General features: G+C 64.3%; 20 protein-coding genes and 1 pseudogene. 13 read left to right on the top strand and 8 right to left on the bottom strand.

The window, feature by feature from the left end; genetic code table 11:
* Positions 1-129: 129 nt before the first annotated feature.
* Positions 130-5,301 carry a retention module-containing protein gene (locus tag JFY56_RS14555; RefSeq protein WP_208314553.1) on the bottom strand — a complete coding sequence of 1,724 codons (5,172 nt, stop codon included), beginning with the start codon at positions 5,299-5,301 and terminating at the stop codon, positions 130-132.
* Positions 5,302-5,764: 463 nt separating this feature from the next.
* Here JFY56_RS14555 and JFY56_RS14550 point away from each other — a divergent pair, with 463 nt between their 5' ends.
* The 8 genes from JFY56_RS14550 to JFY56_RS14515 all read left to right on the top strand — a co-directional run bounded on the left by JFY56_RS14550 (position 5,765) and on the right by JFY56_RS14515 (position 16,316).
* Complete coding sequence (locus JFY56_RS14550; RefSeq protein ID WP_208314552.1) at positions 5,765-7,123, top strand: TolC family outer membrane protein; 1,359 nt, start codon at positions 5,765-5,767, stop codon at positions 7,121-7,123.
* Positions 7,124-7,318: 195 nt separating this feature from the next.
* Positions 7,319-9,481: a type I secretion system permease/ATPase gene (locus JFY56_RS14545; protein ID WP_208314754.1), complete on the top strand. Its 2,163-nt coding sequence runs from the start codon at positions 7,319-7,321 to the stop codon at positions 9,479-9,481.
* A gap of 5 nt (positions 9,482-9,486) precedes the next feature.
* On the top strand, positions 9,487-10,839 hold the full coding sequence (locus tag JFY56_RS14540; RefSeq protein WP_408004410.1) for an HlyD family type I secretion periplasmic adaptor subunit: 1,353 nt from the start codon (positions 9,487-9,489) through the stop codon (positions 10,837-10,839).
* Positions 10,840-11,033: 194 nt separating this feature from the next.
* Complete coding sequence (locus tag JFY56_RS14535; RefSeq protein WP_208314550.1) at positions 11,034-12,182, top strand: MlaE family ABC transporter permease; 1,149 nt, start codon at positions 11,034-11,036, stop codon at positions 12,180-12,182.
* A complete protein-coding gene (locus tag JFY56_RS14530) occupies positions 12,176-12,964 on the top strand; it encodes an ABC transporter ATP-binding protein (RefSeq protein WP_208314753.1) in 789 nt (262 codons plus the stop codon). The genes JFY56_RS14535 and JFY56_RS14530 overlap by 7 nt, the downstream gene beginning before the upstream one ends.
* Before the next feature lies 1 nt (position 12,965).
* Complete coding sequence (locus tag JFY56_RS14525) at positions 12,966-13,904, top strand: MlaD family protein (RefSeq protein ID WP_208314549.1); 939 nt, start codon at positions 12,966-12,968, stop codon at positions 13,902-13,904.
* Positions 13,901-14,521, top strand: a complete 621-nt coding sequence (locus JFY56_RS14520; protein ID WP_208314548.1) for an ABC-type transport auxiliary lipoprotein family protein — start codon at positions 13,901-13,903, stop codon at positions 14,519-14,521. Before JFY56_RS14525 ends, JFY56_RS14520 begins: the two co-directional genes overlap by 4 nt.
* Before the next feature lie 226 nt (positions 14,522-14,747).
* A complete protein-coding gene (locus JFY56_RS14515; protein ID WP_208314547.1) occupies positions 14,748-16,316 on the top strand; it encodes an arylsulfatase in 1,569 nt (522 codons plus the stop codon).
* Between the two features lie 64 nt (positions 16,317-16,380).
* Here the strand turns inward: JFY56_RS14515 and JFY56_RS14510 are convergent, their stop codons facing one another.
* The 4 genes from JFY56_RS14510 to JFY56_RS14495 form a co-directional block, all read right to left on the bottom strand.
* Positions 16,381-16,824 carry a DNA-binding protein gene (locus tag JFY56_RS14510; RefSeq protein ID WP_208314546.1) on the bottom strand — a complete coding sequence of 148 codons (444 nt, stop codon included), beginning with the start codon at positions 16,822-16,824 and terminating at the stop codon, positions 16,381-16,383.
* Complete coding sequence (locus tag JFY56_RS14505) at positions 16,793-17,392, bottom strand: nucleotidyltransferase domain-containing protein (RefSeq protein ID WP_208314545.1); 600 nt, start codon at positions 17,390-17,392, stop codon at positions 16,793-16,795. Before JFY56_RS14505 ends, JFY56_RS14510 begins: the two co-directional genes overlap by 32 nt.
* Positions 17,393-17,559: 167 nt before the next feature.
* A complete protein-coding gene (locus tag JFY56_RS14500) occupies positions 17,560-17,766 on the bottom strand; it encodes a hypothetical protein (protein ID WP_208314544.1) in 207 nt (68 codons plus the stop codon).
* Between the two features lie 64 nt (positions 17,767-17,830).
* Positions 17,831-18,139 (bottom strand): hypothetical protein, encoded by a 309-nt coding sequence (locus tag JFY56_RS14495; RefSeq protein WP_208314752.1) that lies wholly within the window; start codon positions 18,137-18,139, stop codon positions 17,831-17,833.
* A gap of 283 nt (positions 18,140-18,422) precedes the next feature.
* Here JFY56_RS14495 and JFY56_RS14490 point away from each other — a divergent pair, with 283 nt between their 5' ends.
* The 5 genes from JFY56_RS14490 (at position 18,423) to JFY56_RS14470 (ending at position 22,610) form a co-directional block, all read left to right on the top strand.
* Entirely contained in the window at positions 18,423-19,430 is a 1,008-nt protein-coding gene (locus tag JFY56_RS14490) for a D-cysteine desulfhydrase (protein ID WP_208314543.1), read from the top strand.
* A 120-nt stretch (positions 19,431-19,550) separates the two neighbouring features.
* Positions 19,551-20,351, top strand: a complete 801-nt coding sequence (gene tcyJ, locus JFY56_RS14485) for a cystine ABC transporter substrate-binding protein (protein ID WP_208314542.1) — start codon at positions 19,551-19,553, stop codon at positions 20,349-20,351.
* On the top strand, positions 20,348-21,022 hold the full coding sequence (gene tcyL / locus JFY56_RS14480; RefSeq protein WP_236032701.1) for a cystine ABC transporter permease: 675 nt from the start codon (positions 20,348-20,350) through the stop codon (positions 21,020-21,022). Before tcyJ ends, tcyL begins: the two co-directional genes overlap by 4 nt.
* Entirely contained in the window at positions 21,019-21,780 is a 762-nt protein-coding gene (tcyN, locus tag JFY56_RS14475) for an L-cystine ABC transporter ATP-binding protein TcyN (RefSeq protein ID WP_208314541.1), read from the top strand. The genes tcyL and tcyN overlap by 4 nt, the downstream gene beginning before the upstream one ends.
* A gap of 131 nt (positions 21,781-21,911) precedes the next feature.
* Positions 21,912-22,610 carry a pirin family protein gene (locus JFY56_RS14470; protein WP_208314540.1) on the top strand — a complete coding sequence of 233 codons (699 nt, stop codon included), beginning with the start codon at positions 21,912-21,914 and terminating at the stop codon, positions 22,608-22,610.
* 74 nt (positions 22,611-22,684) lie between these two features.
* Here JFY56_RS14470 and JFY56_RS14465 read toward each other — a convergent pair whose 3' ends face one another.
* The 3 genes and pseudogenes from JFY56_RS14465 to JFY56_RS14455 all read right to left on the bottom strand — a co-directional run bounded on the left by JFY56_RS14465 (position 22,685) and on the right by JFY56_RS14455 (position 25,713).
* Complete coding sequence (locus tag JFY56_RS14465; protein ID WP_208314539.1) at positions 22,685-23,026, bottom strand: type II toxin-antitoxin system RelE/ParE family toxin; 342 nt, start codon at positions 23,024-23,026, stop codon at positions 22,685-22,687.
* Positions 23,026-23,301, bottom strand: coding sequence for a type II toxin-antitoxin system Phd/YefM family antitoxin (locus JFY56_RS14460; RefSeq protein ID WP_208314538.1), 276 nt, complete (start codon positions 23,299-23,301; stop codon positions 23,026-23,028). Before JFY56_RS14460 ends, JFY56_RS14465 begins: the two co-directional genes overlap by 1 nt.
* Positions 23,302-23,343: 42 nt before the next feature.
* Positions 23,344-25,713, bottom strand: a pseudogene (locus tag JFY56_RS14455) (TOTE conflict system archaeo-eukaryotic primase domain-containing protein).
* Between the last annotated feature and the right edge of the window lie 62 nt (positions 25,714-25,775).

Here is a 25,775-nt window from a genome sequence, read left to right as displayed (position 1 = left end):
AGACGCTACCGAAGGTCGAGGATAAGCCCGCCATATTCCACCAGACGACGACCATTCATTCCGCGTATGCCGCGACACAAGCGAAACCGCCACCCGAAGGCGGCGGTTCGTAACGCAGCAACGGGCCGGCTAGACGGTATCCACCTTGACCGCATGGTCGCCGAGCAGGCCGTTCAGCACCGACATGGTGTCGCCTGCCGAGAGTACGCCGTTGCCGGCCTGCCCGAGGTAGTGCGCGGACAGGTCGACATTGGACAGCTCGATGCTCTGGGTGGTCGTACCGCCGCTGACACCGGTCGGGTTGACCCCGATGGTGGTGGTGCCGGCATTGACCGAGAAGCTCAGGTAGTGCGACAGCGATGCCGCCGTGCCGGTCTCGCCCTGCAGCAGGTCGGCGAGGTTCAGCACGTCGCCTTCGCCAATGCGGAAGTCCGTCACCACATCGTGGCCGGTCTCGCCCTTGAGCCAGAAGAACTGGTCCGCCCCGCCACCGCCGGTCAGCACATCGTCGCCCATGCCGCCGAACAACAGGTCGTCGCCATCGCCGCCGAGCAGGATGTCCCTGCCGCCCTGGCCGAACAGCAGATCGTTGCCGCTGCCGCCGTCGAGAATATCGTCGCCGCCGCGAACATCCCCGGCGTGGTTGAGTTCCCCGGCGTGGTCGATGATGTAGTTGCGCACCTGGTTGAGGCTCGGCGCGACGTTGCCGTTGGTGGACGTGAGGTAGTCGATCAGTCCCTGGTAGCCCTGGCCGTCGTGCTCGCCGGCGCCATGCCCGGAGCCGCTCCAGCTCAGGTGATCGGTATTGATCACGTCGCCGAAGATGACGTCGTTGCCGGCCCCGCCGACCAGATGGTCGTTGCCGACATCCTGCAGCGTGGTCTCGCTGAAGCCCTTCTGCAGCGCCGCCTGCAGTTCCGCGGCGGTGTTGATCATCTTCGGCTCGCCGACCTGGTCGGTGACGGTGCCGCCCGGCAGGCTCAACGCGACCCCATGGGCCGTGACGCTGGTGTTGTCGAAGTACTGCAGCACGTCGGCGTTCACCCCGTTGCCGATGCCGATGGCATTCACCGCCACCTGGTCGGCGCCGCTCAGCTCGTGCCCGCCCTCCAGCATGTCCTTGCCGGCCACCAGGGCCTGGTAGACGTCGTTGTAGTTGGTGGTGCTGCCGCTGGAGTTGTTGCCGTTGTAGACCGTCGGGTTGCCGTCGGTGAGGAAGAACGCCAGGTTGATGAAGTCATGGGCGGCGTTGGCGCCGTCGTTGACCTGCTTGGCGAACCACTTGCTGGCTTCCTTGAAGGCGTCTTCGTAGTTGGTCGCGCCGTCCGCTTCCAGGCGGTTGATGTCCCTGATCAGATCGTTGACGTTGCCGGCATTCAGGCCGTTCAGCTTGATGACATGGGCGCTGTCGTCGAACGAGATCAGGCTGACGTTGATGGTCCCGTCGTGGCCCTTGATCTGGTTGAGCAGGTTGACCAGCGCCTGCTTGGCCAGCGCCATGCGGCTCAGCCCCTGGGTACCGGAGTTGTCGCTCATGCTGCCGGAGGTATCGATGATCAGGGCGATGTTGTAGTTCTTGCCGGGCTGGGTATAGACGGTCGCCCCACCCTTGTCGCCGACCAGCACATCGTTGCCGTTGCTGCCGGAGATCGGTCCGCCGGGAATCGTATCGAGCGGACTGGCCACCACGTGCGGCACGCTGGAACCGTCGACATCGCTGGCGTTGCTGCCCACCACCAGCATCGGCTGGCCGTACTGCAGGCAGATGTTCAGGTTGGCCGAGGCGGTGTCGCCGTCGCCATCGACGATGGTGTACTTGAACACCTCGCTGATCTTGCCGCTTTCCGGGTAGCTCAGGTTGGCCTTCGAGGCATAGGTGTAGTCGCCCGCCAGATGGCCGCCGCCGTCCTTCAGATAGAGCGTCAGGGTGCCGTGCTCGGTCTGGATGGTCAGCAGGCCGTTGCTGTAGGTCGCAGTGGCGGTCGAGGCATTCGGGTTGCTGTTGGTGAGGTTGCCGTCGGCATCCACCTTGAACGCTTCGCCGTCAATCTCCACCTGGGTGATGCGCACGGTGCCGTCGGCGCTGACCGGGGTGTCGTTGGCCAGCAGGTTGCCGCTCACCGAATCCAGCGTCACCAGGCTTTGCAGCGTCGCGCTGAGATCGGTCGGATTGACCACGATGATCGGCGTTCCGTGGCTGTCGATGTTCACCAGGTCGGCATCGGTGATCGAGGTGCCGACACCGACGGCTCGGGCTTCCACGGCGTTGGTCGCGGCATTGCCGTCGCCATCGGGATTGGCCAGGAAGTTCTTCCAGTTGGTGAACGCCGCCGAGGTGTTGCCGGTATTCGGCTCGCCGTCGGAGATGAAGTACACCTTGTTGATAGCCGACGGGTCCGCGCCCGGCGCGCCGAAGTCGCTGAGCACGTTGGATTTGGCCAGGTTCAGGGCGGCTTCGTAGTTGGTCGTGCCGCTGGCGTTGAGTCCGTTGATGGCGCTGACCAGGTTCGCATAGCCGGTGTCGCCGGTACCGCTGAAGTTGAAATCGCCCTTGTCGCTGGCCGAGCTGGAGAAGGTGACCAGCGATACGTGGATGGCGATCCCCATCAGCGCATATTCATGCAGCATGTTGATCAGCGCGGCCTTGGCGTTGACCAGCTTGCTGCCCTGCATGCTGCCGGACACGTCCAGCACCACGGTCAGGTTCACCTTCGGCGGCGCCTGCGGCACCAGGCAGCGCGGCGTGTCGTCGTTGGCGGTCGGGCCGTCGTCGCGGAAGACCAGCTTGCCGCCGAGATCGAGGCTGGCCGAAGCCTTGTCGCCGTCGCCATCGGTAACGGTGCCGACCAGGCTGATCTTGCCGGAGCCGATGCTCAGCGCATCGTTCGGATCACTGCCATCGGGATGCTTCAGGGCGACCTTCTGGTCCAGCTTCAGTTCGCCGGTGGACGCATTCAGCGTGAGGCTGAAGGCCGCCGGCCCGCCGGTGCCGCCCACGCGCCCCTCGACCACCGTCGCGCTGACCTGGTACAGCACGATCGACTGGCCGGACGTGGTGGTCAGGCCGCTGCTCGCGCCGTTGCTCACCGACAGGCTATAGCTGGTGCTGCCGCCGTCGGCACCGGTGGAAACATCGAACGCGCCGGCGAAATGGCCGGTGGCGTCATGGTTCAGGTTGCTTTCGTCCACCGTCAGGCTTTCATGGAAGCCCGCCTTGAGGGTGATGCACGGGCCATCGTCGAGGAAGGTCAGCTTGCCGCCGAGATCGAGCTTGGCCGAGGCCTTGTCGCCATCGCCGTCGGTGATGGTGGCGATCAGGTCGATCTTGTCGTTACCCAGGCTCACCGGATCGTTCGGGTTGCTGGCGTTCGGGTGCTTCAGCGCCAGGCGCTGGTCCAAAGTGATCTGGCCGCCATTCAGAGTCAGGCTGAAGGCTACGTCCCCACCGCTGCCGCCGACGCGGCCTTCCACGCCATTGGCGGTCTGATAGAGGAAGACCTTCTGCCCGCTGGCGACATCCACCAGACCGCTGTCCTTGCCGTCCGTGGTGGTCAGGCGATAGGTGGTGCTGCCGGCGCCATCTGCGCCGTAGCTGCCGTTGAACAGCGCGGCGACGTTCGCCGTGGCATTGGCGTACAGGTTGCTTTCATCGACGGTGAGGTTGAGGTGCTTGCCGCTGGTATCGATGCACGGCCCATCGTCGCTGAAGCTGATCCGCCCGCCGAGGTCGAGGGAGCGGCTGTCGGTCACGCTGTCGCCGTCGCCATCGGTGACCACCAGCGAACCCTGCAGGTGCACCAGGTCGGCGCCCAGCTCAAGATTCTGGTTCGCATAGCCTTGGCTGGAGCCCGGCCCCGGATGATCGATATTGCGGTACTGGTTGAGGGTGACCATGCCGCTGGCCGTATCCACCGCCAGCGAGAACACCGTATTTGCCGTGGTGATTTCCGCCGCGCTGGCCGCGGTGGAACCAACGATCACGCCATCGACGTCGAACAGGCGGATCGCCGCGCCGTCGCTGGTCAGGCCGCTGTCATCGCCCTGGGCGCCGGCCAGCGTCAGGGAATAGCTCATCGACGTATCGCCGCCGCCATCCGCGCCGTACTGCGCATCGACCTGGAAGGCGAAGGAGAAGTCGGCACTGGCGCTGTCGTGCCCGGCGCCCAGGGTGGCGGCGTCGTGGGTCTGCAGCAGGGGGATCTCGGTATCGCTGACCGACAGGCTGCCCTGCGGCACATCGTCGACGATGCTGACGTCCAGCCCGCCGCTGGCGGAGGTGCCGTTGCCGTCGGTGATGGTGTAGCCGACCTCGAACTGCAGGATGTCTTCGACGCCCTGCAGCGGGTGATCCAGCGGCTGCAGCAGGGTCAGCTCGAAGCTGCCGCTGTCCAGGTCGGTCAGCGTGAGGGTGAATACCGCCGTGTCGCCGGCCATTGCGGTGAGAGTCCGGCCATCGTCGCTCAGCGAATACGTCAGCTCGACGCCGCCGGAGCTCAGTTGCGGCAGGCCGGCGGTGTTCCAGCTGAAGCTGCCGGCGCCATCGGGGCCGAAGTCGTAGTCCAGGCTGCCGCTGACACTGGTGCCTTCTGCCGACAGGGCCAGGCGCTGCACCTGTGCGTCGCCGCCCGGCAATCCGCCCGGCAGGTTCGACTCGGCGACCAGCGTGCTGGACAGCCCGGCAGTGGGCTTCCCATCCACTGGAGGAGGCGGCGGCGGTGGCGGCTCGGTCGGCGGAACCACGACCGGCGGTTCGACTGGCGGTTGCGCCTCGACCGGCTGTTCAGCCTGCCCCACCGCATCGCCGAGGAAGAACAGCGGACCGCTGCCGGCCGGCCCGGTGGGGAAGCCGATTTCCGGCGACAGGGCGCCGCCGACTTCGGTAAGCAAGACGAACGAATGGCCGCCGCCGGCCTTGCCACCGGCAGACGCTGCCGGGCCGGCGGCCGTGGCTTCGGCGTGCTGGGTCGGGTCCACGCCGGCGGCGATGGCGGCCTGCAGGGCCTTGACGTCGGTGATGTCCTGCTGGCTCGGCGTCGCCGGTGCCTGGGCGACCTGCTCGCCGCCATGCGACGGATGAGACGCCGCCTGCAACTGGCTGGTAAGGGGCAGCGAGCTGTCGCGCCCGAGGACGATTTCACCGCCTCCCGCGACTTTCACGGCCACCGCGCCGTGGGCGCCGGTGACCAGTTGCTCGCCGACATAAAGCTTGTCGCCCGCGCTCAGCGGACGGCGCGATCCGTCGGCCGCCAGCGCGAAGACTTCGCCCTCCACCTTGCCGACGACACCCAATAACGTAGCCATGTGTCCTTCCTCCGCGTTCTGCCCCGCACCGGCTTGCGCCTTGCGAGGGTTCGAATCGGCCATGTCACGAAAACAGCGGTGACGCGAAGGAAAGAAAACTGGTGGGACCGGTAGCGCTCAATCTCTATGTCTATGTAATCCGTACGACAATTTATTGTCGCGACTACCCCGCAAAATCAGTCCCACCAGAATTTCCCCGCCCTAAGCCGTGAAAAACGTACATGGCTACATCAAAAACGGGTATCCGGCCCACATCCGGGAAAAATCCGGGCCCGCTGGAACTAACAATGGTCCCATTCCCGGCAGCTTCATAAGACTTTTTCCGCATAATCCTTGTAAGAATTCCTTCTTAGCCATGTAAGAAAATTGAACTTACCTCTCAGCTTACAAGCATTTCCAGAACGATGATCGTGAAAAGCCAATAAATTGGCTCTTCAGAAAACAAGGAAAGCAGGAGAAGGTCATGCGCGCTAGCAGTACAGCCCTATGGAGCGGCATAATTCTGGCGGTCTCCGGTATCAATGGTCATGCCATGACCCTGACCGAGGCCATTCAAAGCACCCTGCAGTACCACCCGGAGATCAGCCAGAGCATCAACAGTCGCCTGACTGCGGATGAGGAACTGAAAATCGCCCGGGGCGGTTATCTTCCTACCGTCGATCTTCTGCTCGGCTACGGCCGGGAAAATTCCGACAATCCGGATACCCGCGCACAGGGCAACCACAACAAGGAAACCCTGACCCGCAGCGATGCGGAAATCCGCCTGAGACAAATGCTGTTCGACGGCTTCGGCACCCCCAACGAGGTGGCGCGCAACGAAGCCAACGTCAACTCCAGGGCCTACCGCGTGCTCGGCACCTCGGAAACCACCGCGCTGCGCACCGTCGAGGTCTACCTCGAAGTGCTCAAGCGCCGCGAAATGGTCGCCCTGGCGAAGAACAACCTGCAGGCGCACCAGCGTATCGGCGACCAGATCCGCATGCGCAGCGAGCGCGGCGTCGGCAGCGCCGCCGACAACGACCAGGCCATCGCCCGCCTGGCCCTGGCACAGAACAACCTGTACACCGAGGAAGTCAACCTGGCGGACGCCGAGGCCAACTTCTTCAGTGCGGTGGGCAAGACCCCGGACGAACTGGAAGCGCCGTCCACGGTGAAGGCGCTGCTGCCCGGCGACCTGCCCCAGGCCCGTCAGGAAGTGATCAACAACAACCCGCTGCTGAAATCCGCCCAGGCCGACGTGGATGCCGCCGAGAAGCAGTACCAGGCCGCCAAGGCGCCCTACTACCCGCGTTTCGACCTGGAGCTGGCGCAAGCAGCGAACAACAATGTCGCTGGCCAGGAAGGCCATGACAACAGCTGGCAGGCGCAAGTGGTGATGCGCTACAACCTGTTCAACGGCTTGCGCGACAAGTCCCGCCTGAACGCCTCCTCGCACCAGCTCAACGAATCCAAGGATGTACGCAACAACGCCCTGCGCCTGCTCAACGAGAACCTCGCGCTGGCCTGGGACGCCATGGAGAACTCCCAGAAGCAGACCGGTCCGGCGCGCGAATACGCCGACTACACGCGCAAGGTGCGCGAGGCCTACCAGCAGCAGTTCACCCTCGGCCAGCGCACGCTGCTCGACCTGCTGGACAGCGAGAACGAACTGTTCACCGCCAATCGCCGCTACACCGAGGTGCGCTACACCGAAGAGTTCTCCCGCTACCGGGTGCTCGCCAGCATGGGCTCGCTGCTGCGCTCGCAGGGAGTGGCCGCACCGCAGGGCGGCATAGCGCTGTCGGAAGTGAAGACCGACGCCCATCTGCCGGACATGCGCTGAGATGGATATCGCGAAGCACCGAATCTGTAGGAGCCAGCTTGCTGGCGATCCGAATTCCTCCGGCGAATACGTTCGTGCCGGCAATTCCGTTCGCCAGCAAGCTGGCTCCTACAGGTCAGCCCCGCACATGTGGCAAGCCAATAAATAGCAGGACCCGCTGGAGGGCCACATGGCCCCGGGAGCAGTACCGTGACGGTGATTTTCCAGGAACGAGGCGGACCTGCCGCCGGCGATCCGCGCCTGAACCATGACGACCCGCTGCTCGACGGCCTGCTGATCCTCTGCCGCCTGCACGGCTGCACGGTCAGCCACGCCAGCCTCAGCGCCGGACTGCCGCTGCCGCAGCAGCGCCTCACCGCCGACCTGCTGCCACGTGCGGCGGCCCGCGCCGGTCTGCAGGGACGCCTGCTGCGCCGCGAGCTGAAAAGCATCCCCACGCTCAACCTGCCGGTGCTCCTGCTGCTGCACCATGGCCGCAGCGCCGTGCTGCGGCAATGGGGCGAGGACGGCACGGCGCTGATCCTGCCCTGCGAGACCGACGGCGGCGAACAATGGGTCGAAGTCGACGAACTGGCCGAACAGTACAGCGGCCAGGCGCTGTTCGCCCGCCCACGGCATGAACTGGAAGCCGCCCGCCAGCCGCTGCTGCCGCGGGTCGAGGCGTGGTTCCGCGACACCCTCAAGCTGTCGCGCTGGCTGTACACCGACGCGCTGGTCGCCAGCCTGATGATCAACCTGCTGGGCATGCTGGTGCCGCTGTTCGTCATGCAGACCTACGATCGCGTGGTGCCCAACCAGGCCCTCGCCACCCTCTGGGTACTCGCCATCGGCCTGCTGCTCGGCAGCCTGTTCGAGCTGCTGCTGCGCGTGCTGCGCTCGCACCTGCTGGACATGGCCGGCAAGAAGACCGACGTGGTGCTTTCCGCGACCCTCTTCGAACGCATCACCGGCATGTCGATGAAGGCGCGCCCGGCCACGGTCGGCGGCTTCGCCCAGAGCATCCACGACTTCCAGGGCCTGCGCGAATTCCTCACCGCGCTGACCCTGACCAGCCTGATCGACCTGCCCTTCGCCTTGCTGATGATCGCGGTGATCGGCCTGCTCGCCGGCTGGCTGGTGGCGATCCCGCTGCTGGCCTTCCCGATCACCATGCTGTTCGCCTTCGTCATCCAGCAGCGCCTGCGCGACACCGTGCAGAAGAGCCTGACCCTCGGCGCCGAACGCCAGGCATTGCTGATCGAAACCCTCGGCGGCCTGGAAACCCTCAAGGCCTGCGGCGCCGAAAGCGAGCGCCAGTATCGCTGGGAAGCCACCCACGGCGCCCTCACCCGCCTGGACAACCACGCGCGCTTCCTCTCCGCGCTGGCCACCAACGGCACCCTGTTCATGCAGCAGTTCGCCGGCATGGCGATGATCGTCGCCGGGGTCTACGCCATCCTCGACGGCAACCTCAGCGTCGGCGCGCTGGTCGCCTGCTACATGCTCAACAGCCGCGTGCTGGCGCCGCTCGGGCAGATCGCCGGGCTGATCACCCGTTACCAGCAGGCGCGCCTGACCATGAAGAGCACCGACGCGCTGATGACCCTGCCGCAGGAACGCCAGCCGCGTCAGCGTCCGCTGGAGCACACCCGCCTGCACGGTGCGGTGGAAATCCGCCAGGTGGAATTCCGCTACCCGGACCAGGCCATTCCGGCGCTGGCCAATGTGAGCCTGCGCGTGGCGCCCGGCGAGAAGATCGGCATCATCGGCCGCAGCGGCTCCGGCAAGAGCACCCTCGGCCGCCTGCTGATGGGCTTCTATCACCCGGACGAAGGGCAGATCCTCCTCGACGGCCTCGACCTGCGGCAGATCGACGTCGCCGACCTGCGCCAGCAGATCGGCTACGTCACCCACGACCTGCCGCTGCTGGCCGGCAGCCTGCGCGACAACATCACCCTCGGCGCGCGCTACGTCAGCGATGCGCGGATGCTCGAAGTGGCGGAGATGACCGGCGTCGTCGAACTGGCCCGCCAGCACCCGCTGGGCTTCGACCGCCCGCTCGGCGAGCGCGGCCAACTGCTTTCCGGCGGCCAGCGCCAGGCCGTGCTGATGGCCCGCGCGCTGCTGCTCGATCCGCCGATCCTGCTGCTCGACGAACCGACCAGCGCGATGGACCACAGCAGCGAGGAGGTCCTGCGCCACAAACTGCATGACCACTGCCGGGACAAGACCCTGCTACTGGTCACCCACCGCACCTCCATGCTCAGCCTGGTCGACCGGCTGGTGGTGCTGGATGGCGGGCACATCGTCGCCGACGGACCGAAGGATGCGGTGATCGAGGCATTGCGCAACGGCCAGGTCGGCCAGGCAGCGGGGTGATGGCCATGGACCAGGACAATTCCATTCGCAACTACCTCGGCGGCGACAAGGGCCGCGACACCGAGTTCATGCCGGAAGTCGCCGGCACCGTGCTGGAAGACTCGCCGCTGTTCGCCCGCCTGACCCTGTGGACGGTGCTGGCGCTGTTCGTCGTCGCGCTGGTGTGGGCGAAGTTCGCCGAGATCGAGGAAGTCACCAAGGGCGAAGGCAAGGCCATCCCGTCGAGCAAGGTGCAGACCATCCAGAACCTGGAGGGCGGCATCGTCGCGGAAATCTTCGTCCGCGAAGGCCAGGTGGTGGACAAGGGCCAGACCCTGCTGCGCCTGGACGACACCCGCTTCGCCTCGAACAAGGGCGAGACCGAGGCCGACCGCAACTCGCTGATCGCCCGCGTCGAACGGCTCAACGCCGAGATCGACGATCGCGCACCGAAATTCCCCGCCGATCTCGCCAGGGACGAACCGCAGGTGGTGGAAGACCAGCTGGCGCTCTACCAGTCGCGCCAGCAGCGCCAGGAAAGCGAGGTCAAGATCCTCCAGGAACAGCTGCGGCAGAAGACCCAGGAACTCCAGGAATTCCGCGCCAAGCAGCAGCAGTACCGCTCCAGCCTGGGCCTGGTGCAGCAGGAGCTGCGCATGTCCGAACCGCTGGTGAAGAGCGGCGCGGTGTCCCCGGTCGAATTGCTGCGCCTGCGCCGCAGCGCGGTGGAAATCAACGGCGAACTGAGCGCCACCACCCTGGCGATTCCCCGCGCCGAGGCGGGGGTGAAGGAGATCGAGCGGAAGATCGAGGAATCGCGCCTGGGCTTCCGCACCGAAGCGCTGAAGGAACTCAACCAGGTACGCACCGAACTGAACAAGCTGACCGCCACCAGCCGCGCCATCGACGACAAGGTCAGCCGCACCACGGTGGTCGCGCCGATGCGCGGCATCGTCAAGCAGCTCAAGGTCAACACCATCGGCGGCGTGGTGCAGCCGGGCAGCGACATGGTGGAAATCGTCCCGCTGGAGGACAACCTGCTGGTGGAAGCCAAAGTCCGCCCGCAGGACATCGCCTTCCTCCACCCCGGCCAGCCGGCCACGGTGAAGTTCAGCGCCTACGACTACACCATCTACGGCGGACTGAAGGCCAAGCTGGAAGTGATCAGCGCCGACACCATCAGCGACGACAAGGGCAACAGCTTCTACCTGATCCAGGTTCGCACCGAGAAGAACCACCTCGGCACGGATGCCAAGCCGCTGCTGATAATCCCCGGCATGGTCGCCACGGTGGACATCATCACCGGCGAGAAGAGCGTGCTGGACTACCTGCTCAAGCCGGTGCTGAAGGCCAGGTGGGAGGCGCTGCGGGAGCGGTAGGAGCGAAGGCCAATTGTACGAACGTAGGTTGGGCTGAGGTACGAAGCCCAACAATGGTGCCTGGCCCAACAATTGCCGACAGCCATGCCGTTGGGCTTCGTACCTCAGCCCAACCTACGCTCCATCGCCACGGTCACTAACTGCAACCATTGGCGACTGTGGAGCGGGCGGGCAACTCCGCTAGACTTCATCGCATGACGAACTCCGCCCAGGCCGGGCAGCTCCAGCTGGATGCTTCGGCCCCATCCCCCCTGCTGCGGGTTAGCGGCGACTGGACCCTCCCCCACTACGCAGACCTGGTCCGCCAGGTCGAGGGGTGGGGCGCGTCCGGTCGCCCTGCCGCGGCCTACGACTTCAGCGCCCTCGGCGCGCTGGATACCGCTGGCGCCGGCCTGCTCGCCGACATCCTCGGCAGCGACGGCCTCGACCGCCTAGACAGCCTCGCCGCCGACCTGCCGCCCGAGCGCCGCAACCTGCTCCGCGCGGTCGGTGGAGCGCAGCGTCAATGCCGCATGGACGAGCGCCTGCCGAAACCGGGCAATGCCATCGTCGATGTGCTGGAACGCATCGGCAAATCCATGCTGGTGGTGCGCGGGCATGCCATCGGCCTGCTCGGCTTCATCGGCCTGACGCTGGAAACCATGTTCCACGTCCTGCTGCGGCCACGACGCTGGCGCGTCACCTCGCTGGCGGCGCACATGGAGCAGACCGGCCTCGACGCCGTGCCCATCGTCGCCCTGCTGACCTTCATGGTCGGCGCGGTGGTGGCCTTCCTCGGCGCCACGGTGCTGCAGCAGTTCGGCGCGGCCATCTATACCGTCGACCTGGTCGGCTTCTCCTTCCTCCGCGAATTCGGCGTGCTGCTCACCGCCATCCTGCTCGCCGGGCGCACCGCCAGCGCCTTCACCGCGCAGATCGGCTCGATGAAGTCGAACCAGGAAATCGACGCCATCCGCGCCCTCGGCCTCGACCCCATCGAGCTGCTGGTGCTGCCGCGGGTGTTCGCCCTGCTGCTGACCCTGCCGATGCTGACCTTCATCGCCATGGTCTGCGGCATCGTCGGCGGCGCCGTGGTCTGCGCGGTGTCGCTGGACATCTCCAGCACCGTGTTTCTCAACATGCTGCGCGACGACATCGCCGTGCATCATTTCCTGGTCGGCATGATCAAGGCGCCGGTGTTCGCCTTCATCGTCGCGGTGATCGGCTGCCTGGAAGGCTTCCGCGTCAGCGGCAGCGCGCAGTCGGTGGGCGAGCACACCACGTCCAGCGTGGTGCAGTCGATCTTCATGGTGATCCTGCTGGATGCGGTGTTCGCCCTGTTCTTCATGGAGATCGGCTGGTGAGCGAAGCGATCATTCAGGTGCGCGACCTGGCCAACCGGTTCGGCAGCCACGCGGTGCACGAGCATCTCGACCTCGATGTGATGCGCGGCGAAATCCTCGGCGTGGTCGGCGGCTCCGGCACCGGCAAGTCGGTCCTGCTGCGCAGCATCATCGGCCTGCGCCGGCCCAGCGAAGGACAGGTCCATGTGTTCGATGAGAATCTGCTGGAGTTGCCGCCGGAAAAACGCTCGCTGATGGAACGACGCTTCGGCGTGCTCTTCCAGAACGGCGCGCTGTTCTCCTCGCTGACCGTCAGCGAGAACATCTGCCTGCCGCTGATCGAGCACGCCGGCCTCAGCCGCGAACACGCGGAACACGTGGCCAAGCTGAAGATATCCCTGTCCGGCCTGCCGCCGGATGCCGGCGCCAAGTACCCCTCGGAGCTCTCCGGGGGCATGGTCAAGCGCGCCGCGCTGGCCCGCTCGCTGGCGCTCGATCCGGACATCCTGTTCCTCGACGAGCCCACCGCCGGTCTCGACCCGATCGGCGCCGCCGCCTTCGACCAGTTGATCCTGACCCTGCGCGACGCCTTCGGCCTTACCGTGTTCCTGGTCACCCACGACCTCGACACCCTCTACACCATCTGCGACCGCGTCGCCGTGCTGTCGCAGAAACGCGTACTGATCGCCGACCGCCTGGATGTGGTCGCCGCCACCGACGATGCCTGGGTGCAGGAGTATTTCCACGGCCCGCGCGGCCGCGCCGCCCAGCAAGCCGCAGACCGCCTGCGGGAGGGAAACTGATATGGAAACCCGTGCCCATCATGTGCTGATCGGCCTGTTCACCGTCCTGATCGCCGCCGCCGGCCTGCTGTTCGGCCTGTGGCTGGCGAAGACCAGCAGCGACCAGGAGTACAAGCTCTACGACGTGATCTTCACCGAGGCGGTGACCGGCCTGTCGCAGGGCAGCACCGTGCAGTACAGCGGGATCAAGGTCGGCGACGTGATCAGCCTGCGCCTCGATCCGAAGGACCCGCGCAAGGTCCGTGCGCGCATCCGGGTGTCCGGCGATACGCCGATCCGCCAGGACACCCGCGCCAAGCTGGCGCTCACCGGTCTCACCGGCATCTCGATCATCCAGCTCAGCAGCGGCACGCCGGAAAGCCCGCCGCTGGAAGGCAAGGACGGCAGGATTCCGATTATCCAGACCACTCCCTCGCCCCTGGCGCGGTTCATTGCCAACAGCGAAGACATTGCCACCAACATCAACACGCTGGTCGCCAATGCAATCCAGATGTTCTCCCAGGAAAACGTCAACCGTATCAGCCGCACCCTCGACCATATCGACCAGGCCACCTCGGTGATCGCCGAACAGCGCGGCGACCTGCGCAAGACCGTGCAGGAGATGGCCGCCGCCAGCCAGCAGGCGCGCGAAACCCTCGCCAACGCCAGCCAGTTGCTGGCCAATGCCAACCAGATGCTCAGCAGCCAGGGACCGGACATCCTGCGCGAAACCCAGCAGACCCTCGCCGCCCTGCAGCGCAGCAGCGAGAAGATCGACCGCCTGCTCGACACCAACTACGACGCGCTCAACGGCGGCATGAGCGGACTCAGTGACGTCGGCCCGGCCGTCCGCGAACTGCGCGCCACCCTTGAAAACCTGCGCAGGGTGACCCGCCGCCTGGAAGACAATCCGGCGAATTTCCTGCTCGGTCGCGAGCGCACCAAGGAGTTCCAGCCATGAAACAGAGCCTGCGCCTGATGGGATGCTGCGCGGTATTCAGCCTGCTCGCCGCCTGCTCGATCCTGCCCGAGGCGGAAAACCCGGACGTCTACCGCCTGCCCGCCACACCGGCCAGCGCCAGCCGCGCATCGGCGGTGGACTGGTCGCTGCGGGTGATCACGCCCAAGGCCAGCCTCGCCCTCGACCGCCCGCGCATCGCCGTGGTCCCCGAGGGCAACCTGCTCAGCAGCTACCAGGATGCGCGCTGGAGCAATCCGGCGCCGGTGTTGCTGCGCGATCGCCTGGTCGACGCCTTCCTCGCCGATGGCAGGGTCAAGGAGCTGAGCAGCGACGACTACAACCTGCAGGCCGACCTGGAGCTGGCCGGCGACCTGCGCGCCTTCCAGAGCGAATACCGGGGCGGCAAGCCGGAGATCGTCATCCGCCTCGACGCCCGCCTGGTGCAGGCGGCGACCCAGCGGATCGTCGCGGTGCGCAGCTTCTCGGTGACCCAGCCCGTCGACGGCAGCCAGGTGCCGCAGGTGGTCGAGGCCTTCGGCAAGGCCGGCGACCAGCTTGCCGCGCAGGTGGTGGACTGGACGATCCAGCAGGGCCAGGCGCGGAAGCCGGCACTCTGAGTCGGCCCGTCCGGTGCAACCTCGGCAAAAAGTAACCGGACATTTCCTTCATCGCCGCGAAAACGGCGTGGTTCCGCACGGCTGCCTGGGGGCCTCGTCCCGGCGGATTCCCCACTACCCGACACGGGTGGTCGATCCGGAAAGGACGCGCCAGTAGCCTCGCCATCAGATCGGTTAAAAACCGAGCAGCGTGTTCACCAATAAACACAACAATGGAGCAAAGCACATGACCCGCGCAGGGAAATGGCTGTCCGGATTGACCCTGGCGGCATCCATGCTGGGGAGCGCCGCGAGCGCCCTGGCAGCAGACAAACCGAACATCCTGGTGATCTTCGGCGACGACATCGGCATGTTCAACGTCAGTGCCTACAACCAGGGCATGATGGGTTACGAAACCCCGAACATCGACCGCATCGCCCGCGAGGGTGCGCTGTTCACCCACGCCTACGGCGAACAGTCCTGCACCGCCGGCCGCTCCGCCTTCATCCTCGGCGAACACCCCTTCCGCACCGGTCTGCTGACCGTCGGCATGCCCGGCTCCGAGCACGGCATCCCGGACTGGGCGCCGACCCTGGGCGACGTGATGAAGCAGCAGGGCTACACCACCGGCCAGTTCGGCAAGAACCACCTCGGCGACCGCGACAAGCACCTGCCGACCAACCACGGCTTCGACGAGTTCTTCGGCAACCTCTACCACATGAACGCCGAGGAAGAGCCCGAGACCTACTACTACCCGAAAGATCCGGAGTTCCGGAAGAAATACGGTCCGCGCGGGGTGATCCACTCCTACGCCGACGGCCGCATCGAGGACACCGGTCCGCTGACCCGCAAGCGCATGGAAACCATCGATGACGAGCTGGTGCAGGCCACCGAGAACTTCATCGACAAGGCGCACAAGGCCGACAAGCCCTTCTTCGTCTGGTTCAACAGCACCCGCATGCACATCTGGACCCACCTGAAGAAGGAATACGACGGCAAGAGCGGCATCGGCCTGTACCCGGACGGCATGCTCGAGCATGACGACCACGTCGGCAAGCTGCTGAAGAAGCTGGACGACCTCGGCATCGCCGACAACACCATCATTGTCTACACCACCGACAACGGCGCGCAGAAGTTCAGCTGGCCGGACGGCGGCACCTCGCCGTTCAACGGCGAGAAAGGCACTTCCAACGAAGGCGGCCACCGCGTACCGCTGCTGGTCAAGTGGCCGGGCGTAATCAAGCCGGGCAGCCGCTACAACAACCTGATTGCGCACAACGACTGGATGCCGACCCTGGCAGCCGCCGCCGGCAACCCGAACCTGGTCGCCGAGATGGCCAAGGGCACCACGGCCAACGGCAAGCAGTGGCGCGTACACCTGGACGGCTACAACTTCCTGCCGTTCTTCAAGGGCGAAGCGAAAGACAGCCCGCGTGAGGAGTACATCTACTTCAGCATGGGCGGCGACCTCGACGCGATCCGCTGGAAGGACTGGCGCCTGGCCTTCGCCACCATGGACGGCGACTTCGGCAGCGCCGTACGCAAGGTGGCCAACGTGCCGGTACTGACCAACCTGAAGGCCGACCCGTTCCAGACCGCCCGCCAGGAATCGGACATGGCCCGCCGCTGGGCCGCCGACCAGGCCTGGCTGCTGGTGCCGATCCAGGCCAAGGTCAAGGGCTTCCTCGCCACCCTGTCGCAGTACCCGTTCCAGGAAGGCGTCAGCCTGAACGTGGCTGGCATCAACTACCAGAGCCTGAAAGTGAAAAAGGCCATGATGGAGCTGGAACAGCAGAAGAAGCCGGCGTCGAACTGAGTTCGAACGGCATAACGCAAAAAGGGGCAACCGGATGGTTGCCCCTTTTTGTTTGTCGATGGACTCAGTCCAGCAATTCGGGATGTTGGCGGCGCAGCCAGGTATCGGTGTGTTCCAGCAGCTTTTCCGCCTCGTCGATGCAGGTTTTCAGGAGCGCGTCCGCTACAGGCTCGCCATCGTAGTCGGACAGATTGCGCTTGCGGCGCAGTACGTCGAGCACGACGACTCGGTCAGTCGCCATACCCATGCTTTTCGGCAAGGCCTGGATCGCAGTCTGGTGATGTCCCGGCTGACTGGTCGAGGTACGGTAACCATTCGCCAACAGGCCAAGCATGGCGCACTGCATGATCGTCCGGTAGGCGGCATCGAAGCGTGTGTCGGCACTTACCGCCTCCAGCCGGGCGTCCGCCAGGTTGCGCCGGGCAGCGCTGAGCAACTTGCCTACGGCGCCCTTGTCCGGCGTGACCTGCAACAACCTATGCAGAGCCAGCAAATTTTCCAAAGTCATCTTCAACTCCCTGTATGAAAAGCCGTGGTCTTGCCATCACATCGCCAAGGAAGGAATCCCCTTCGCTCAGCTTGCGCTTGAACTCCAACGGCGCGTACACCACCGGATTCACTTCGCGGCCCAGTGCTTCCTGACTGGGATACAGCGCTTGCACCACCTGGGCGAAATCCAGGTTTTCGCCGATCAGCAGCACGTCTACGTCGCTGTTGGCGCTCTCCTCCCCTCGCGCAACGGAGCCGAAGACAAAGGCGAACGCTATCTGCTCCGCCAAGGGTTGCAGCGCCATTCGCAGGATATCCACGACCCCGGCAGTCTTGCGAAACAGGCCGGCCAGTTCCTCGAATACCGGGCAGCTCCTGTTCGCCTGATACAGCACCTGGTTGCCCTGCCGCGCGCGCAGCAGAAGGCCGGCGTCAGCCAGCCGGGCGAGTTCGCGGTGCAGGGAACCGGCATGGGTGCCAGTCAGCCTTGCCAGTTCACGGACATGCAGTCTTTCGTCGGGATGCAGCAACAGGCGACTCAGAACCCTCTGGCGCTGGGTGCCGAACAGCGTATCGAGAACACTCATGACGTAGCCTTTTCAGCTTCGATCGTAGCCACTTCAGCTACATTAGATCAGCAGCATGCCCCCAGGCAAATTCATCGATCCGCAACGACGGCCGGAAAAGAAACAGGCCCATGGACGGAATCCATGGGCCTGTTTCTTTTTACCGGCTCAGATGACTGGCGCAGAACTCAGCGCTTGCCCATCGACCGACGCGAGCCGCGCGGAGCCGGCGGCCGATACTGGGCCTTGTCGTGAGTCTTGTGCGGCTGGTAGGCACCGTTGCCCTGCTTCTGCGCCGCGAGTGCGGCCTTGGCCAGTTCGGCGAGGGAGAGCTTGGGCTGCTCGGTGGCGGTTTCCGCGCTGTCGTCGCGGGGAGGCTGTTCGGAGGATGTCATGGGAGCGACCGGATCGTTGAATATGAAACGGCGCACATCATACCCGATACGCCGCGCATCCCGCTCATTTCGGGAAGTGCGTATCCGGCCGCCGGACGTATTCGACAGCCTCCTCCCCGGTCAGCACCCAGACCTGGCTGACCTGGCCGCCGACGCCGCTCTTCAGACCGACGACCTTGCCGGTCACCTTCGGCAGCATGCCGTAGACCATGAAGCGGTTGTCCTCGTCGCGGATGCGTACCGACGGCGCTACCTGGTAGGTGACGGTCTTCTTGTACAGGCCGAGGGTGGCCACGCGCGTCAGCAGTGGCGGCTGCGGTTTCCTCAGGGTGATCTGCGGGTACATGGCGCTGTCCACCACACCCACCAGCATTCCGGAGGGAATCGCCCGGTCGGCATACGCCGGAGCGGCGCCCAGGAAGAACAGCGCACCAGCCACCAGCAAACCTTTCAGCAGTCCGCCCGCTGGCCTGGCCATCCCCTGGATTTCGACTTCCCTCATGAACTGTCCCCCGGCACGCATGAATGATCGGGCGAGCGTAGCGTGTTCCCGCCGGCCTGTCCGCACATTGCTTCACAGCCACCGGGATGGCGTTGTCGGCGCCCGCTACTGGCTCTATGGTGAATAGCCCACCGTCCTGCCCGAGGCCCTGACAATGAGCTCGCTGCGTGAATCGCTCACCCGCTTCCCCCGTCTTCAACTGGCCGGGAGTCCTACTCCGCTGGAAAAACTGCAGCGCCTGTCCAGCCGGCTCGGCCGCGACATCTGGGTGAAACGCGACGACACCACACCCTTTGCCCTCGGCGGCAACAAGGTGCGCAAGCTGGAATTCCTCGCGGCCGATGCATTGCGCGCCGGCGCCGATACGCTGGTCACCGCCGGTGCCATCCAGTCAAACCATGTGCGCCAGACCGCCGCCGTCGCCGCGCGCCTGGGGCTGGGCTGCGTCGCCCTGCTGGAAAACCCCATCGGCACCACCGACGCCAACTACCTGGGCAATGGCAACCGGCTGCTGCTCGATCTGTTTGGCGCCCAGGTCGAACCGGTCGACAACCTCGACAATGCCGATGAGCTGTTGCAAGCCACCGGCGAACGCCTGCGCAGCGCAGGCCGTAAACCCTACCTGGTGCCCATTGGCGGCTCGAACGCGCTGGGCGCCCTCGGCTACGTGCGCGCCGGGCTGGAACTGGCGGAACAGGTGCGCGCCAGCGGCCAGCGCTTCGCCGCCGTGGTGCTGGCCTCCGGCAGCGCCGGCACCCACGCCGGCCTTGCCGTGGCACTGGCCGAGGCGCTGCCCGGGATGCGCATCGTCGGCGTCACCGTGTCCCGCACCGAGGAAGCGCAGCGGCCCAAGGTGGAAGGACTGGCGCAACGCACCGCGGAGCTGCTCGGCCATGCCTTGCCCGCTTCCTTCGCCATCGAGCTATGGGACGACTATTTCGGCCCGCGCTATGGCGAGCCGAACAGCGGCACGCTGGACGCCGTACGCCTGCTGGCGAGCCAGGAAGGCCTGCTGCTCGATCCGGTCTACACCGGCAAGGCAATGGCCGGCCTGCTCGACGGAATCGTCCGTCAGCGCTTCGCCGAAGACGGTCCGCTGCTGTTCCTGCATACCGGCGGCGCGCCGGCCCTGTTCGCCTACCATCCCGCCGGAGCGGAATAAGAAAAATCCGGTACGGCATATTCATAAAATTTTTTATTATTTTATTGCATATGGAATCAGCCCATATAGTCGGCGCAGCTTGAACTAACCTGCTTGAAACACCAGAAACAGGGGAACCCCATGTCCTTCTCCACACTACGACGCCGTTTCGTCCTTGCCAGCCTGACCCTCGCCCTTGGCAGCGGCCTGTTCGGCCATGCCTTCGCCGCCGACGATCTGCTGAAGCAGATCAAGGACAAGGGCGAGATCAGGATCGGCCTCGAAGGCACCTACCCGCCCTTCAGCTTCCAGGACGAGAACGGCAAGCTGGCCGGCTTCGAGGTGGAGTTCTCCGAACTACTGGCCAAGCAGCTCGGGGTGAAGGCCAAGTTCCAGCCGACCAAGTGGGATGGCATCCTCGCAGCCCTGGAGTCCAAGCGCCTCGACGTGGTGATCAACCAGGTGACCATCTCCGAGGAGCGCAAGAAAAAGTACGACTTCTCCCAGCCCTACACCATTTCCGGCATCCAGGCGCTGAGCCGCAAGGGCGACGAAGGCAAGTTCGCCAAGCCCGAAGACCTCGCCGGCAAGAAGGTCGGCGTCGGCCTCGGCACCAACTACGAACAGTGGCTGAAGGAAAACGTCCCGCAGGCCGACGTGCGCACCTACGAGGACGACCCGACCAAGTACCAGGACCTGCGCACGGGTCGCCTGGACACCATCCTCATCGACCGCCTCGCCGCCTTCGAACTGGTCGGCAAGACCGGCGAGACCCTGGCCGTGGCCGGTGCTCCGTTCGCCCGCCAGGAAGCCGGAGTGGCTCTGCGCAAGGGCAACCCGGAACTGCTCGCGGCGATCAACCAGGCCATCGACAAGCTGCGCGCCGACGGCAGCCTGAAGGCACTGTCGGAAAAGTGGTTCAAGGCTGACGTGACCCAATGATCGACGCAAGCCTGCAGCTTGCGCTGGATTCCGCGCCCTTCCTGCTCAAGGGCGCGGTCTTCACGGTGGTCCTCAGCATAGGCGGCATGTTCTTCGGGCTGCTGCTCGGCTTCCTGCTGGCGCTGATGCGTCTCTACGGCTTCGCCGTGTTGCGCTGGATATCGCGGATCTACGTTTCGTTCTTCCGCGGCACACCGCTGCTGGTGCAGCTGTTCATGATCTATTACGGCCTGCCGCAGCTGGGCATCGAACTGGACCCGCTTCCCGCCGCGCTGATCGGCTTCTCGCTGAACATGGCGGCGTACGTCTGCGAGATCCTCCGCGCCGCCATCGGCTCCATCGACCGCGGGCAGTGGGAGGCCGCCGCCAGCATCGGCATGACCCGCGCGCAGACCCTGCGTCGCGCGATCCTCCCGCAGGCCGCGCGCACCGCCCTGCCGCCGCTGGGCAACAGCTTCATCTCGCTGGTCAAGGACACCGCGCTGGCCGCCACCATCCAGGTGCCCGAGCTGTTCCGCCAAGCGCAGCTGATCACCGCGCGCACCTTCGAAGTGTTCACCATGTACCTGGCCGCCGCGCTGATCTACTGGGTGCTCGCCAGCGTCCTCGCGCACCTGCAGAACCGCCTGGAGGATCGGGTCAACCGCCACGACCGGGAGCATGAGACATGATCACCGTGCGCAACCTGACCAAGACGTTCCACGGCCAGGAGGTGCTCAAGGGCATCGACCTGGATGTGGAGCCGGGCGAGGTGGTGGCGATCATCGGCCCGAGCGGCTCCGGCAAGACCACCCTGCTGCGCTGCCTGAACCTGCTGGAAACGCCCAGCGGCGGCACCATCCGCGTCGGCGGGATCGAGATCGACGGCTCGCGGCCGCTCAGTCCCCAGCAGAAACTGATCCGCCAGTTGCGCCAGCATGTCGGTTTCGTGTTCCAGAACTTCAACCTGTTCCCCCATCGCACAGCGCTGGAGAACGTCATCGAAGGCCCGGTGATCGTCAAGAAGGAACCCCGCGCCAGCGCCGAGCAGCGCGCCCGCCAACTGCTCGCCAAGGTCGGCCTGGCCGGCAAGGAAGACGCCTACCCCAAGCGGCTTTCCGGCGGCCAGCAGCAGCGCGTGGCCATCGCCCGCGCGCTGGCGATGCAGCCTGATGTGATCCTCTTCGACGAACCGACTTCCGCCCTCGACCCGGAACTGGTCGGCGAGGTGCTGGCGACCATCCGCAGCCTGGCACAGGAAAACCGCACCATGGTCATCGTCACCCACGAGATGAGCTTCGCCCGCGACGTGGCGAACCGGGCGATCTTCATCGACAAGGGCGTGATCGTCGAACAGGGCGACGCCAAGGCCCTGTTCACCCAGCCACGCGAGGAACGCACCCGGCAGTTCCTGCGCAAGTTCATCGGTGAAGGGAAACCGGAAGCCTGACATCGATCTATAGAACAGATAGATTCAGGTAGTTTTTTGCGCTTTTTTATCGATCACTCGTAAGCGACCATCCTCTCCGTCAACCGCGCAAGGTGACCCTTCTCCACCCTGCGCCCCACGAGGATTGAGCGATGATCGAACGCAGACCCTTCAACCAACTCGGCGGCGCCAACCACGGCTGGCTGAATGCCAGGCACCACTTCTCCTTCGCCGAGTACTACGACCCCAACCGCGAAAGCTGGGGCGACCTGCGCGTCTGGAACGATGACGAAATCGCCCCCGGCACCGGCTTCCCGCCGCACCCGCACCGCGAGATGGAAATCATCACCTACGTCCGCCAGGGCGCGATCACCCACCAGGACAGCCTGGGCAACAAGGGCCGCACCGAGGCCGGCGATGTGCAGGTGATGAGCGCCGGCAGCGGCATCGTGCACTCCGAGTACAACCTGGAGAAGGACGTCACGCGGATCTTCCAGATCTGGATCATCCCCTCGGAGCGCGGCGGCACGCCATCCTGGGGCGCCAAACCCTTCCCCAAGGGCGATCGCGCCGGCCGCTTCGTCACCCTGGCCAGCGGCCATGAAAGCGACACCGACGCCCTGCGCATCCGCGCCCACGGCCGCCTGGTAGCCGCCACCCTGAAGGCCGGCCAGACCGCCGAATACCCCCTCGGCCTCGACCGCCGCGCCTACCTGGTACCGGCGACCGGCAAGGTCGAAGTCAACGGCGTCACGCTCGAAGCTCGCGATGGAGCGGCGATTGCCGAGGAAGCGGTGGTTCGCGTTACAGCGGTGGAGGACAGTGAGGTGATTTTGGTGGATGTGGCCTGATAGCCGCGCTAACGAAAAAGGGCACGCAATGCGTGCCCTTTCTCCACTGATGCATGACGAAGCAAGCAACGAGCCTATGCTCCCAACAGTCTCCGTGCCAGCACTGACTGCATATCTCTCCGGCCATCGGAAATCAGGTAAATGATGACTTGGCCTCCAGTGACCCGATAAATCACCCGATAGGGCTTGAACGATGCCTGGCGGTACTCCTTGATACCCAACGCAGCCAACTCTTTCGGATAACTCCCGCGCTCTGGAAATCGCGACAGGCTTTCCACAACGTCCACCAGTTGATCCAGCACGTAGTTGGCATTGGCAACGCAATCGAATTCCGCGATGTAGTCGTGGATAGACTCCAGATCCCGTTCGGCACCCTCGGTGAGCAAGACCTCGAAGCGAGCGGATGCACCAACCATCAGGCCGAGTCTCGCTTGGCACGCAAGCGGGACACGACATCGGCAACCGGTTTTACCTTGCCATCGGCCACTTCCTGCTGCCCGAGCGCCAGAATTTTCAGCAGTGCCAAGGCTTCCTGGGTCTCTTCGAACGAAGCGACATCCTGCAACACCGCCTTCGCTTCACCGTTCTGAGTGATGATCAAGGGCTCTCGTTGTTCGGCGATCCGGGAAAGGACCTCGGCTGCATTCGCTTTGAGGTAGCTGATAGGCTTGACCTGAGATGAATAACGCATGGCAGAGCTCCAAATTCAAAACCACGACCGAATTTAGACCTTTTAAAGCCCACCAGCAACGGAAATCACCTTTCCCTGATCTGGGCTGACAACATCCGCCGCCAATCGATACCCCATGGCCCGGTATCCACGCTTGCGCTTGTCCCACATACGGAGCAATGCCGGGTGACCGACATCGACGAAGTCAACGATCCGCACATCCGTCTTGCTGGCATGTTCCCGGTGCAAACGGCCAGCATACTGTTGCAAGGTACCTTTCCAGGATACGGGCATAGCCAGTATCAAGGTGTCCAACGGGGGATGATCGAAACCTTCGCCCACAAGCTTTCCGGTCGCCAGCAGAATGCGTGGTACGTCTGGCGGAAGGGCGTCAAGTTCAGTCATGAGAACTGTTCGCTGCTTTCTCGACATCCGGCCATGCAACACGAACGGGACAGGATCATGTCCATCCAGAGCTGAGGAAATTGCATCGAGATGATCGGTGCGCTCAGTCAGCACAAGCACTTTTCGACCTTGATCGAAGGCCGCCTTGATCTCGTCAACGATGGCCTGTGTCCGGAGCTGATCGTTGGCTAGATGCCGGAACACATCCTGTATTCCAGCCTCCGGCAGCAGGTCGATGCGCGAATGGAATGATCGCGGCAGCACCTCCAAGTCGTGTTGCGTACTGGCCGGCTTGTTGGCCGTGTGCCGGATCGGCCCGCACTGCATGAAGATGATCGGCTGCTGGCCGTCGCGACGAATAGGCGTTGCAGTAAGCCCCAGCACGAACTTCGCCTTGGCCCGCTTGAGGATAGCGTCGAATGAAACCGCTCCCACATGGTGACACTCGTCGACGATGACCTGCCCATAGTTCTCAACCAGCGGGTTCACCTCACCCTGTCGGGACAGGGACTGCATCACAGCGATATCAATCACTCCAGTGGGCTTTGACTTGCCCCCACCAATAGTGCCAATGACGCCTTTGCCCACACCAAGAAAGGATTGCAGCCGTCCCTGCCATTGCTTGAGCAACTCGGTGCGATGCACCAGCACCAGGGTATTGACCCCACGCCGCGCGATTACTGCGGCGGCTATTACGGTCTTGCCGAAAGCTGTTGGCGCGCACAATACACCGGTGTCGTGATAAAGCATTGCCGATACCGCCGCTTCCTGGTCAAGACGCAAAGTTCCAGCAAAATCGACCTCAATGGACTCTCCGGAATAGCGCTCGTCATTCAACTCGCAGCGAATGCCGTTTTCTGCCAGCAACTCCTGTACCGCGTCGAAACAGCTGCGAGGTAATGCAATGTGCTGTGGATAGTTCTCTGCACAACCAATAACGCGCGGTTTATCCCAAACGGACATCCGCATCGCCTGAGTCTTATAGAATTCGGGGTTCTGGAAAGCAGCAAGTCGGATCAGGCGATTAGCCAGCATTTGCGGTAATTTCGCCTTCTCGAAATAAATGAGATTGGCCAGCGTTATGCTCAACGATTCCGGCAGATTACCGGTCAGCGTCTTCGGCTGTGTCGCGTCACGCTTCCATGGTATTGCCAAGTCCTCATCGTCGATGAAAGTAACGTCCAGAGGATGGACAGCACCCACCGCGCGAAGAATCGCTGGCTCGATATCGATCGATGCCATTGGCTGGATGGATGCGAGAAAGCCCCATTGATCCGCATAGGGATGCAAGTCCAGGTCGACGAACACGCAGCAGCCGTTCTCGCGGGACCGTTTCTGCAACGGCAAGGCGATCAGGTTGCCAAATCCGCCCTTGGGCATCGTGTCCTGATTGGGGAACATTCAGTCATACGACGTGAGCTTCAATTGCCGAGTGCGACAGCAGGTATGGCTGATGATGGCTGTTCCCAAACGGCGAGCATCGCGTGCCGGTACCCTGGAGGCAAAGAATATCCATACATGCGCACCTTTACCTGAGCGGGAAATTTCCAGCGCCGCCGGCACGCCCAGCTCCTTGCAAGAGCACATGAATGCGCGGACATCTTCCCGCCACTCCACCTCGTCGAAGTCCACCGCCAGGAAATAGCAGGTATCGTCCTCCAGCAACGGATACACCCCCACTACATGCCTGCCGGCAAGATGGTCATAGATCACCGAGTCAGTGACCGGCATAAGCGAACGATGGCCGCAATCCGAGCATTTGATTCTCGGCTTTTCGCAAACGCCGGTACGCCACTCATTGGCGCAAGCTGGCGCATAACCTGACCTTCCTGTCGTCTTGCTTTCCCAGCGGACTGGGTAGACATCTGTGCGACCACAAAACAGGCGGCGAAACAGCGCGACCTTGGTATCGGTGGACAGCGATGACAACTCCGCCGCCCGGGACGGCTCGACAGGTCCAACTGGCAAGCGCCACTCGATGCCGTGGGACTCCAGCAGCGCGATCAGACGAGCGTTTTCCGCCTGCACGCTGCAAGGGTGTCGCGATCAGCCATTCCGCCTCCACGTCGTGGCACTTCGCCTGACCATAA

This window comes from Pseudomonas schmalbachii (assembly GCF_017589465.1).
In the GTDB taxonomy this organism is placed as follows: Bacteria; Pseudomonadota; Gammaproteobacteria; order Pseudomonadales; family Pseudomonadaceae; genus Pseudomonas; species Pseudomonas schmalbachii.
Note: the sequence above shows the minus strand (reverse complement) of the source record. Positions and strands in the feature narration are given on the sequence as shown.

What these genes read in the sequence shown, in the direction of transcription:
- JFY56_RS14555 (WP_208314553.1), bottom strand. Translation starts at nt 5,301, where the DNA reads ATGGCTACGTTATTGGGTGTCGTCGGCAAGGTGGAGGGCGAAGTCTTC.
- JFY56_RS14550 (WP_208314552.1), top strand. Translation starts at nt 5,765, where the DNA reads ATGCGCGCTAGCAGTACAGCCCTATGGAGCGGCATAATTCTGGCGGTC.
- JFY56_RS14540 (WP_408004410.1), top strand. Translation starts at nt 9,487, where the DNA reads ATGGACCAGGACAATTCCATTCGCAACTACCTCGGCGGCGACAAGGGC.
- JFY56_RS14535 (WP_208314550.1), top strand. Translation starts at nt 11,034, where the DNA reads ATGACGAACTCCGCCCAGGCCGGGCAGCTCCAGCTGGATGCTTCGGCC.
- JFY56_RS14525 (WP_208314549.1), top strand. Translation starts at nt 12,966, where the DNA reads ATGGAAACCCGTGCCCATCATGTGCTGATCGGCCTGTTCACCGTCCTG.
- JFY56_RS14520 (WP_208314548.1), top strand. Translation starts at nt 13,901, where the DNA reads ATGAAACAGAGCCTGCGCCTGATGGGATGCTGCGCGGTATTCAGCCTG.
- JFY56_RS14515 (WP_208314547.1), top strand. Translation starts at nt 14,748, where the DNA reads ATGACCCGCGCAGGGAAATGGCTGTCCGGATTGACCCTGGCGGCATCC.
- JFY56_RS14510 (WP_208314546.1), bottom strand. Translation starts at nt 16,824, where the DNA reads ATGACTTTGGAAAATTTGCTGGCTCTGCATAGGTTGTTGCAGGTCACG.
- JFY56_RS14505 (WP_208314545.1), bottom strand. Translation starts at nt 17,392, where the DNA reads ATGAGTGTTCTCGATACGCTGTTCGGCACCCAGCGCCAGAGGGTTCTG.
- JFY56_RS14500 (WP_208314544.1), bottom strand. Translation starts at nt 17,766, where the DNA reads ATGACATCCTCCGAACAGCCTCCCCGCGACGACAGCGCGGAAACCGCC.
- JFY56_RS14495 (WP_208314752.1), bottom strand. Translation starts at nt 18,139, where the DNA reads ATGCTGGTGGGTGTGGTGGACAGCGCCATGTACCCGCAGATCACCCTG.
- JFY56_RS14490 (WP_208314543.1), top strand. Translation starts at nt 18,423, where the DNA reads ATGAGCTCGCTGCGTGAATCGCTCACCCGCTTCCCCCGTCTTCAACTG.
- tcyJ (WP_208314542.1), top strand. Translation starts at nt 19,551, where the DNA reads ATGTCCTTCTCCACACTACGACGCCGTTTCGTCCTTGCCAGCCTGACC.
- tcyL (WP_236032701.1), top strand. Translation starts at nt 20,348, where the DNA reads ATGATCGACGCAAGCCTGCAGCTTGCGCTGGATTCCGCGCCCTTCCTG.
- tcyN (WP_208314541.1), top strand. Translation starts at nt 21,019, where the DNA reads ATGATCACCGTGCGCAACCTGACCAAGACGTTCCACGGCCAGGAGGTG.
- JFY56_RS14470 (WP_208314540.1), top strand. Translation starts at nt 21,912, where the DNA reads ATGATCGAACGCAGACCCTTCAACCAACTCGGCGGCGCCAACCACGGC.
- JFY56_RS14465 (WP_208314539.1), bottom strand. Translation starts at nt 23,026, where the DNA reads ATGGTTGGTGCATCCGCTCGCTTCGAGGTCTTGCTCACCGAGGGTGCC.
- JFY56_RS14460 (WP_208314538.1), bottom strand. Translation starts at nt 23,301, where the DNA reads ATGCGTTATTCATCTCAGGTCAAGCCTATCAGCTACCTCAAAGCGAAT.